The organism is Phenylobacterium sp., from assembly GCF_030646615.1.
Taxonomy (GTDB): Bacteria; Pseudomonadota; Alphaproteobacteria; order Caulobacterales; family Caulobacteraceae; genus Phenylobacterium.
Genome location: NZ_JAUSLG010000033.1, coordinates 1 through 9,665 on the forward strand (window position 1 = coordinate 1; position 9,665 = coordinate 9,665).

General features: G+C 68.6%; 10 protein-coding genes and 1 pseudogene. 4 read left to right on the forward strand and 7 right to left on the reverse strand.

The window, feature by feature from the left end; all coding sequences use genetic code 11:
• Both Q7S93_RS05255 and Q7S93_RS05260 read right to left on the reverse strand, forming a co-directional pair.
• Positions 1 to 378, reverse strand: a 378-nt coding sequence (locus Q7S93_RS05255) for an adenosylhomocysteinase (RefSeq protein ID WP_304712688.1), incomplete at its 3' end; no start/stop codon positions are given.
• A 125-nt stretch (positions 379 to 503) separates the two neighbouring features.
• On the reverse strand, positions 504 to 1,976 hold the full coding sequence (locus Q7S93_RS05260; protein WP_304712689.1) for a CYTH and CHAD domain-containing protein: 1,473 nt from the start codon (positions 1,974 to 1,976) through the stop codon (positions 504 to 506).
• Positions 1,977 to 2,071: 95 nt separating this feature from the next.
• Between Q7S93_RS05260 and bioB the strand changes: the two genes are divergently transcribed.
• The 3 genes from bioB to Q7S93_RS05275 all read left to right on the forward strand — a co-directional run bounded on the left by bioB (position 2,072) and on the right by Q7S93_RS05275 (position 4,863).
• Positions 2,072 to 3,067, forward strand: coding sequence for a biotin synthase BioB (gene bioB / locus Q7S93_RS05265; RefSeq protein WP_304712690.1), 996 nt, complete (start codon positions 2,072 to 2,074; stop codon positions 3,065 to 3,067).
• Positions 3,068 to 3,169: 102 nt separating this feature from the next.
• Positions 3,170 to 4,105, forward strand: coding sequence for an ABC transporter ATP-binding protein (locus tag Q7S93_RS05270; protein WP_304712691.1), 936 nt, complete (start codon positions 3,170 to 3,172; stop codon positions 4,103 to 4,105).
• Positions 4,102 to 4,863, forward strand: a complete 762-nt coding sequence (locus tag Q7S93_RS05275) for an ABC transporter permease (protein WP_304712692.1) — start codon at positions 4,102 to 4,104, stop codon at positions 4,861 to 4,863. The genes Q7S93_RS05270 and Q7S93_RS05275 overlap by 4 nt, the downstream gene beginning before the upstream one ends.
• Before the next feature lie 212 nt (positions 4,864 to 5,075).
• Here Q7S93_RS05275 and Q7S93_RS05280 read toward each other — a convergent pair whose 3' ends face one another.
• The 5 genes from Q7S93_RS05280 to Q7S93_RS05300 are packed head-to-tail and all read right to left on the reverse strand — an operon-like array spanning position 5,076 to position 8,519.
• A complete protein-coding gene (locus Q7S93_RS05280; RefSeq protein ID WP_304712693.1) occupies positions 5,076 to 5,348 on the reverse strand; it encodes an HPr family phosphocarrier protein in 273 nt (90 codons plus the stop codon).
• The gene (locus Q7S93_RS05285; protein WP_304712694.1) at positions 5,345 to 5,749 is read right to left on the reverse strand and encodes a PTS sugar transporter subunit IIA; all 405 of its coding nucleotides are present in this window, start codon (positions 5,747 to 5,749) and stop codon (positions 5,345 to 5,347) included. Before Q7S93_RS05285 ends, Q7S93_RS05280 begins: the two co-directional genes overlap by 4 nt.
• Positions 5,750 to 5,759: 10 nt before the next feature.
• Entirely contained in the window at positions 5,760 to 6,245 is a 486-nt protein-coding gene (locus Q7S93_RS05290) for an HPr kinase/phosphorylase (protein WP_304712695.1), read from the reverse strand.
• Positions 6,242 to 7,843, reverse strand: a complete 1,602-nt coding sequence (locus Q7S93_RS05295) for a stimulus-sensing domain-containing protein (protein WP_304712696.1) — start codon at positions 7,841 to 7,843, stop codon at positions 6,242 to 6,244. The genes Q7S93_RS05290 and Q7S93_RS05295 overlap by 4 nt, the downstream gene beginning before the upstream one ends.
• Positions 7,812 to 8,519: a response regulator transcription factor gene (locus tag Q7S93_RS05300; protein WP_304712697.1), complete on the reverse strand. Its 708-nt coding sequence runs from the start codon at positions 8,517 to 8,519 to the stop codon at positions 7,812 to 7,814. Before Q7S93_RS05300 ends, Q7S93_RS05295 begins: the two co-directional genes overlap by 32 nt.
• Before the next feature lie 183 nt (positions 8,520 to 8,702).
• Here Q7S93_RS05300 and Q7S93_RS05305 point away from each other — a divergent pair.
• Positions 8,703 to 9,665 (forward strand): annotated as a pseudogene (locus tag Q7S93_RS05305) (hypothetical protein); the annotation flags it as partial.

Here is a 9,665-nt window from a genome sequence, read left to right on the forward strand (position 1 = left end):
GATCAGGTTCGGATAGCCGCCGTCGGCCCATTCGAAGATCTTGTGGGCGTATTCCCAGTACTCGATCAGGGTCTCGCCCTTGATGGCGAACACCGGCGTGCCGGCCGCGGCGATGGCGGCGGCGGCATGGTCCTGGGTGGAGAAGATGTTGCACGAGGCCCAGCGGACCTCGGCGCCCAGGGCTTCCAGGGTCTGGATCAGGACCGCGGTCTGGATGGTCATGTGCAGGGAGCCGGCGATGCGCGCGCCCTTCAGGGGCTGGGCGGCGCCATATTCCTCTCGGGTCGCCATCAGACCGGGCATTTCGGTCTCGGCGATCTCGATTTCCTTGCGGCCGAAGTCGGCCAGGCTGATGTCCTTGACGATGTAGTCGGTCATGTCGTGGGGTCCTGCGGTCCTGTCGCGGGGGCGGGCCAGAGAAGCCTGCACATGCGGTTTTGGGGCTCTATAGCCGGGACACCGGCCCGGAGCAAGGATCGTATAAAGATATCCTTATGTCTTCCTTACCAAGCGTCGTCGGTTTTGCTCAGCGCAGTCCAGGCGCGCTCGGCGCCCTTGAGATGATCGGGCCGCCGCGCCTGAAGTTCCCCGGCCAGGTGGCCAGCGGCGTAGAGGGCCGCGCCCTCCAGGGCCAGGCCCGTGAGCAGGGTCTCCGCCGACACCGCATCATTCAGGGCGCCGAGGGATTCCTGCAGCTTCTTGGTCTTCTTGATCAGCCGCCGGGCGGCCTTGTCCTTGAGCAGGGGCCGGAAGGCCTCGGCGCCGTAACGTAGCTTCTTGGCCTGGATGCGCGCCTGGTGGCGGGCCTCGTCGCTGAGGTTCATCAGGTCGGCGGCCTTCTTCTCCAGCTTGCGCCGGCGCCGCGACAGGGCCTTGGCGGCGAAGTCCCCGGCCGTGCCGCCGCCGTCCTCCAGGGCGTCCAGCCAGTCGCCGGTCTCGATCCAGGCATAGAGCTCCAGCAGCAGGGCGCGGAAACGGGTCGAGGCCACCGCCGCCCGGGCATGGGCGTGGGCGCGGCCCCGGGCGGTCTCCAGCGCCTGGCCGAGATCAGCCAGGCCATGGATGGCCGCGGCGCCCTGGGCGGCCGGCCGATAGGTCTCGTCGATGAAGACATCGAGGTTGCGCGCCTCGTCGCAGGCGCCGGCCAGCCATTTGAGCTCACCCTTCAGAGGCTCGAGCCGGTCATCGGCGATCAGCGGCTTGAAGGTGGTCAGGGCGCTGCGCAGCCGCCGGGCGGCGACCCGCAGCTGGTGCAGGGCTTCCGGCGAGTCGGAGCCGCGCAGGACCAGGCCATTGGCGGCGATCTGCGCCAGGGCCGAGCGGGCGATGGCCTGGAAGGCCGCCGAAGCGCTCATGTCCCGTTTCAGATCGGGCTGGTCGTGGCGCTTGGCTGAACGGCCCCCGTCGGCCAGGGCGAACCCCTGATCGGCCTTGGTCTCGAAGCTGAGATAGAGGGGCGCCACTTCGAAAAGCTCCCGGGCCAGGGCGAAGAGGGCGGCGGGCGCGCCGGCCTTCAGCTCCAGCTCCACCTCGCAGACCGCGGACTTGCGGCGCCCGGCGCGGACCTCGCCCTGGTCCACAGCCAGCTCCACCCGGGCCCCGTCGCGGGTCAGGAGACGCTTGCGGCGGTGGACCTTGACGGTGAACAGGGGCTCCAGGCGGGCGATCTCCGCAGCCCCGATCAGGTCGCGCAGGGCGGCGTGCTCCGGATCAGGCAGGTCGGCCTCCACCGGGGTCTCGTCCTCCTGGCGGCGGAGGCCTGAACCGGCCTTGAGGGTCTGGAGCCGGCCGTCCGGCTCCTGGCGGATGCGCAGGCCCGCGCCCAGTTCGCGCAGGCGGTGTTCGGGCGTATCGAAATAGGTGGCGCTGAGATCGGCCGCGCTGTCATCCGCGCCCTCGGCGGCGGCCAGCAGAGCGTCCAGGTCGGCGGGCTCACAGAGAAATTTCAGCTCGATCTCTTCGTTGGTCGTGCCCATGATCCGTCCTCTCGAAGCGTTTTCCTCCTGGGCCAGGCGGCCTATAGGGAGACGAAACGCGATGACCCGGCCGCGCCGCCGACCAGGAGTGCTCCATGAACGCGCCAATCCGCCATGTCGACCCCGCCCAGCCGCGCCAGGATTGGACGCTGGCCGAGATCGAGGCGCTTTTCGAGCGCCCGTTCATGGAGCTGGTGTTCGACGCCGCGGCGATTCATCGCCGGTGGTTCGATCCGTCCGAGGTCCAGCTCTCGCAGCTCCTGTCGGTCAAGACCGGCGGTTGCGCGGAAAACTGCGGCTATTGCAGCCAGTCCCAGCACTTCAACACCGGCGTCGCCGCCAGCAAGCTGATGGAGGCGCAGACCGTGATCGCCGCCGCCGCCGAGGCCAAGGCCGGGGGCGCCCAGCGCTTCTGCATGGGGGCCGCCTGGCGCGACCTGAAGGATCGCGACCTGCCCAAGGTCGCCGCCATGATCTCCGGCGTGAAGGCCCTGGGGATGGAGACCTTCGCGACGCTGGGCATGCTGAAGCCCGAACAGGCCCAGGCGCTCAAGGACGCCGGCCTCGACTACTACAACCACAACCTCGACACCGGGCCGGACTATTACGACCAGGTGGTGACCACGCGGACCTATCAGGACCGGCTGGACACCCTGGCGGCGGTGCGGGACGCGGGCCTCTCCACCTGCTGCGGCGGCATTGTCGGCATGGGCGAGACCCGTCGCGACCGCGCCGGCCTGCTGCATGCGCTCGCCACCCTGCCGGCCCATCCCGACAGCCTGCCGATCAATGACCTCATGCCCATCCCGGGCACCCCGCTGGGCGACAGCGAGGCGGTGGACGGGCTGGAATTCGTGCGGATGATCGCCGTCGCCCGCATCGTCTGCCCCAAGGCCGTGGTCCGCCTCTCGGCGGGGCGCGAGCACATGTCGCGCGAACTGCAGGCCCTGTGCTTCCTGGCCGGCGCCAACTCCATGTTCGTGGGCGGCAAGCTGCTGACCACCAGCAATCCGGACAAGGACACCGATGCGGCCCTGATGGCCGAGCTCGGCCTTCGGCCCATGGGAACGGGCGCGACCCTGACCGCCTGAGCCCTTTATTTCCGGCGCAGGTCGGATTGGCGCCCCCCGCGACGTCCTCGGGTCTAGCTTCGCCCGGTCGGGGCGCCTATCTGGCTGTGACGCCGAGGGGGAGTGCTGCGGTTGTCGTCCATCGTTTCCGTTAAGGGTCTGACCAAGACCTATGCCGGAGGATTCCAGGCGCTGAAAGGCGTGGACCTGGAGATCCGCCAAGGGGAAATCTTCGCCCTGCTCGGTCCCAATGGGGCGGGGAAGACGACCCTGATCTCGATCATCTGCGGCATCGTCAACGCCAGCTCCGGCCAGGTGCTGGCCGACGGCCACGACATCGTCCGCGAGTTCCGCGCCGCCCGGACCAAGATCGGCCTGGTGCCGCAGGAGCTGTCCACCGACGCCTTCGAGACCGTCTGGGACACCGTCAAGTTCAGCCGCGGCCTGTTCGGCAAGTCGCCCAATCCGGCCCATCTGGAAAAGGTGCTCAAGGACCTGTCCCTCTGGGACAAGAAGGACACCAAGATCATGGCGCTGTCGGGGGGCATGAAGCGCCGCGTGATGATCGCCAAGGCCCTGTCCCACGAGCCCAAGATCCTGTTCCTCGACGAGCCCACCGCCGGCGTCGATGTCGAACTGCGCCGGGACATGTGGGAGATGGTCCGCGCCCTGCGCGAGAGCGGCGTCACCATCATCCTGACCACCCACTATATCGAGGAGGCCGAGGAGATGGCCGACCGGATCGGGGTGATCCGCAAGGGCGAGATCATCCTGGTCCAGGAGAAGGACGTGCTGATGCGCCAGCTGGGCGAGCGGCGCCTGACCCTTCAGCTGCAGAGCCCGCTGGCGGCTATTCCGCCCGAACTGGCCGGCGAGCCCCTGGAGCTGGCGGCCGACGGCCACGAGCTGATCTACACCTTCGACGCCCAGGCCGAGGATACCGGCATCGCCGCCCTGCTGCGCAGGCTGGAGGCCCACGGCATCGACTTCAAGGACCTGCAGACCCGGCAGAGCTCCCTGGAAGACATCTTCGTCAGCCTGGTGAGGGCGCCCCAATGAACCTCTATGCGGTCAAGGCCATCTACCAGTTCGAGCTGGCGCGGACCTGGCGGACGCTGATGCAGTCCATCGCCTCGCCGGTGATCTCCACCTCGCTCTATTTCATCGTCTTCGGCTCGGCCATCGGGTCGCGGATGACCCAGATCGACGGGGTCAGCTACGGCGCCTTCATCGTGCCCGGCCTGATCATGCTGTCGATCCTGACCGAGAGCATCTCGAACGCGTCCTTCGGTATCTACATGCCCAAGTGGTCGGGGACGATCTACGAGGTGCTGTCGGCGCCCATTTCGCCGATCGAGATCGTCATCGGCTATGTGGGGGCCGCGGCCACCAAGTCGGTGATCCTGGGCCTGATCATCTTAGGCACGGCGAGGCTGTTCGTGCCCTTCTCCATCGCCCACCCCTTCGTGATGATCGCCTTCCTGGCGCTCACGGCGGTGACCTTCTGCCTGTTCGGCTTCGTGATCGGGGTCTGGGCCGACGGCTGGGAGAAGATGCAGATCGTGCCGATGATGATCGTCACGCCCCTGACCTTCCTGGGGGGCAGCTTCTATTCCATCAGCATGCTGCCGCCGCTCTGGCAGAAGATCACCCTGTTCAACCCGGTGGTCTACCTGGTCTCCGGATTCCGCTGGGCCTTCTACGACAAGTCCGACGTCGGCGTCGGCGTCAGCCTGGCGGCCACCTTCGGCTTCATGCTGCTCTGCCTCGGGGCGATCACCTGGATCTTCCGCACCGGCTACAAGCTGAAGACCTAGGGCTGAACGCGGCAAACCCTGGTGTCATCCCGGCCGCAGCGAAGCGGCGGGCCGGGACCCAGATGCGCGGGGCTCTCAGGAAAGATCGGTGAATATGGGTCCCGGTCTTCCGCGTGCCGCGGAAACCAGGATGACACCCTTTGTTTGTTCGTGAGGTTCGTGGACAATCTTCTTCCGACAGCGGGAGCCGCACGGCGCCGGTGATAGTCCGCCTACTCGTCCTCGTCGAAACGGTCGGCCACCAGCTTGGCCAGGGCCTCGAGGGCCGGTTGGGCCTCGGCGCCGTGCGCCTGGATCTCGATGCAGGCGCCGGGGCCGGCGGCCAGCATCATCAGGCCCATGATCGAGCGGGCGTCCACCGTCTGGCCGTCCTTGCAGACCGTGACCTCGGCGTCGAAGGTCGAGGCCATCTTGACGAACTTGGCCGAGGCCCGGGCGTGCAAGCCCCGCTTGTTGACGATCTCGACCGAGCGGCTCGCCGTCATTTCTCGCCGGCCAGCACGTAGGAGGCCACGGAGATGTACTTGCGCCCGGCCTCCTGGGCGTGGGCCACGCAGTCCTGCAGCGGCAGCTTGGCGCGCACGCTGGCCAGCTTGATCAGCATGGGCAGGTTCAGGCCGGCGATCACCTCGGCCTTGGTCTGCTCCATCACCGAGATGGCCAGGTTCGAGGGCGTGCCGCCGAACATGTCGGTGAGCAGGATGACGCCGTCGCCGGTATCGACGCGTCCGCAGGCCGCCAGGATGTCCTGGCGCCGCTTTTCCATGTCGTCTTCCGGCCCGATGCAGATGGAGGCCACCGCGGTCTGCGGGCCCACCACGTGCTCCATGGCGAAGACGAACTCCTCGGCCAGACGCCCGTGCGTGACGATCACGAGGCCGATCATGCCAACTCTCTCAACGGGAATCCCCACCCGGCGGCGGCGAAACGCCGGCCGCGAGGCCGCCTAGATACGCTCCTTCTTGGCCGCCTCCAAGATGCTGCAATGCGCGACTCAGTTTCACAGGCGCCGAGGATTCAAGCGGTGCGAGAGTTATCAGGGGTGTGCTCAACCCGAGGTGCGTCAGGAAGGCCCGTTCCGGGATGCGCTCCGGCGTTCCGCAGCGGACCGCCAGGTCGACGCCGCTCCAGGCCAGGGCCGGTTCGGCCACGACATCCAGGCCGCGCACCTCGATCCGCCCCGCCAGGGTCTCCGGCGCCCTCCCATAGAGCCGACCGCCCGAGGTCCAGAGCGTCACCCGGTCGTCGGCCACCAGGCGGAAGCCCCGGTCCAGGCAACGCAGGGCCAGGTCGCTCTTGCCGGCCCCCGAGGCGCCCTCGATCAGGACGCCGCGCCAGCGCCCGCCGCGGAAGGCCGCGATCAGCCCGGCGTGCAGGATCACCGGCGAGCCTCGGGCAGCACAACGGTGAAGCGGGCGCCGGCGGTCTGGCCGTCCGCCCCTGTGCGGTTCTCCGCCCGGATGGTCCCGCCCTGGGCGGCGACGATCTGGCGGGCGATGGACAGGCCCAGGCCCGAATTGCCGCCGAAGGCCGCGCCCTTGGGCCGCGAGGTGTAGAACCGCTCGAACACGGTTTCGAGATTGTCGGGCGGAATGCCGGGGCCGTCGTCCTCCACCGCCACGGTGGCCTCGCCCCGGGCGTGCTCCAGCCGCACCCGGACCTCGCCGTCTCGGGGGCTGAAGGAGCGCGCATTGTCGATCAGGTTGCGGAACACCTGGCCCAGCGGCCCCTCGCGTCCGGAGACCATGATCGGCTCCAGGGTGTCCTGGGCGGTGAAGACCACGCGGGCCTCCCCGGCCTTGGCGGTGTCCTGGTAGAGCTGCACCACCTCGCCGATCAGATGACCCAGGTCGAAGGCCTTGGGATCCTCCCGCGACAGCTCGGCGTCCAGCCGCGAGGCGTTGGAGATGTCGGTCACCAGCCGGTCCAGGCGGGTGACGTCCTGTTGCAGGATGGCCAGCAGCCGTTCGCGGGCCGCCGGGTCCTTCACCAGCTCCAGGGTCTCCACCGCCGAGCGCAGGGAGGTCAGCGGGTTCTTGATCTCGTGGGCCACGTCGGCGGCGAACCGCTCGATGGCGTCCATTCGCTCGGAAAGCACATGGGTCATGTCCTGCAGGGACCGCGTCAGGTCCCCCAACTCGTCGTCGCGCCGGGCGATATCGGGCAGGGAGATGGAGCGGGCCCGGCTCAGCCGCACCCGGTCGGCGGCCCGCGCCAGCCGGCGCACCGGCTGGGCGATCAGGTTGTTGAGCAGCAGGGAGGAGGCCAGGGTCACCCCGATGGCGATCAGGATGAAGGGGATCAGGGCCAGGCGCTCGCGGGCGATGATCTCGTCGACGTCGCTGGCCTCCAGGGTCAGGACGCCGAGTACCGCCTGGACGTGCTGGATGGGGATGGAGACCGAGACCACCCGCTCCCCGTCGTCGCCGGCCCGCATGCCGGCCCAGTGCTTGCCGTCGAGCGCCTGGGCGACCTCGTGGGCCAGCGCCTTCTGCACCCCCGGCTGCGGCCCGGGCGGCTTGCGCTCGGCGCGGAACTGCAGGGAGAAGCCGGGATCGTCCTCCCGGGGCCGGGCGGGGGGCAGCACCTTCCATTCCACCCGGTCGGCGACCCAGTAGCTGTCGGCGATCAGCCGGCCCTTCGAGTCGAACAGCCGCGCCCGCTGGGTGCGGGGGTTGGAGAGCAGCTGCAGGATCTGGCTGGCGTATGCGCCGTCCATCGACGGCAGGGGTTCGCCCACCGTGGCGGCCTGGTCGATGATGGTGGCCATCAGCTCGCCCTGGGTGGTCAGGCTGTCGATCCGGGCGTTCACCAGGCCCCGGCGCAGCTCGTTCAGCACCAGGGCCCCGATGATCAGGATCGTCAGGCCCAGCAGGTTGAGCACGATGATGAGCCGCCCCAGGCGCGAGCCTGGCAGCCAGCCGAACCATGAGGACAACCGTCCCGGGTCAGGTCTCGCGGTATCGGTATCCGACGCCATAAAGGGTCTCGATGCCGTCGAACTCGGGGTCGACCTCGCGGAACTTCTTCCGCATGCGCTTGATGTGGCTGTCGATGGTGCGGTCGTCGACATAGACCTGATCGTCGTAGGCGGCGTCCATCAGGTTGTCGCGGCTCTTCACGAAGCCGGGACGCTGGGCCAGCGACTGCAGCAGCAGGAACTCCGTCACCGTCAGCTTCACCGGCTTGCCCTCCCACAGGCAGTCGTGGCGGGCGGGATCGAGGGTCAGCTTGCCGCGCTTCAGGGCGCGCGCGTTGGTGTCGCCGGGGGTGGCGAGCGCCTCCTCGGCGTCGGCGCCGGCCCGGCGCAGCACCGCCTTCACCCGTTCGATCAGCAGGCGCTGGCTGAAGGGTTTGTGCATGTAGTCGTCGGCGCCCAGGTTGAAGCCGAGGATCTCGTCGATCTCCTCGTCCTTGGACGTCAGGATGATCACCGGCAGGTCGGAGGTCCGGCGCAGGCGGCGCAGCACCTCCATGCCGTCCATCCGCGGCATCTTCACGTCGAGGATGGCCAGGTCGGGCGGGTCGTTCTCCAGGGCCGCGAGGCCCGCAGCGCCGTCGTAATAGGCCTTGACCGTGTGGCCGTGGCTTTCGAGGGCGAGGCTCACCGACGTGACGATGTTCTCGTCGTCGTCCACCAGGGTGATCTTGGCCATGATCGGGGATCAATTCCTTTCAGGAAGCAGCAGCGAAGCTAGTCGCCCCACAGCGTGGCCTCAATGGGGCGGGGAAAGCGCCTACATCCCTATAACGCGTCACCGCGCCGCTCGCGCCCAATCGTCGCAGTAAACTGGCTTTAAGTTTGTTGCGCGAACATGGGTCTTCCTTTGGGAGGTTCTATGACCGGCGCGCAGGTTCACTACGAGGTCTTCAGCAAGAAGACGCCGGGCGGCGCCTGGGTGCTCGACCTGGCCACGGAGAACCGCGCCGGCGCCTTGGCGGCCGCCAACGAGATGATGGCCGCCAGGAAGGCCGCCGCCGTGCGCGTCACCAAGGAGACCCTGGATCCCGAGACCCGCGAGTTCCAGTCCATCGGCATCCTGAACCTGGGGAACAGCGAGGCGCCGAAGAAATCCAAGGTCAAGGAGGACAACGACCCGCTCTGCGTCAGCCCGCAGGATCTCTACACGATCCACGCCCGCGACCGGATCGGCCGCCTGCTGGAGGGCTTCCTGGAGCGCAAGGGCGCCACCCCCTTCGAACTGCTGCACCGCGCCGACCTGGTGGAGGAGCTGGAGGCCTCGGGCACCGACCTGCAGCATGCCATCCAGAAGCTGGCCATCCCCGAGGCCCAGGCCCGCGGCCTGTCGGTCCATGAGCTGATCCGGGTCTTCCAGGGCCTGGTGGAGCGCGCCATCGAGCGCCTGCTCAAGGACGCTCGCAAGGGCGAGCTGCCGGACGTCGACAAGGAAGGCTTCGCCCGCGCCGCCGAGCGCGTGGCCCAGCACCCGGAGCGCGCCTATCTACTGGGCGCCGGGGTGGCGGTCTCCATCGCGCCGGCCCGCAGCTGGACCGAGAAGGTCACCCGCCTGCTGGACCTGGCCGATTCCGCCCCCGTCGCCGGTCCGCCCCGAGGCCTGGCCCTGGCCGTCATCGAGCAGCCCCTGTCGGAAATCCTTGGCTCCAAGTCCGGCCTCGACGACATCATCGGCAAGGACCTCGACCTCGGCGCCCGGCTGGCGGCCATGATCCGCCTGGCCGCCTGCGAGCCGGTCGAGGGGCTGATGCGCATCGAGGCCTCGGTGGCCAGGATGATGCCGCCCATGTCGGAGACCGCCCAGCGCCTGGCCAAATGGCTGGCC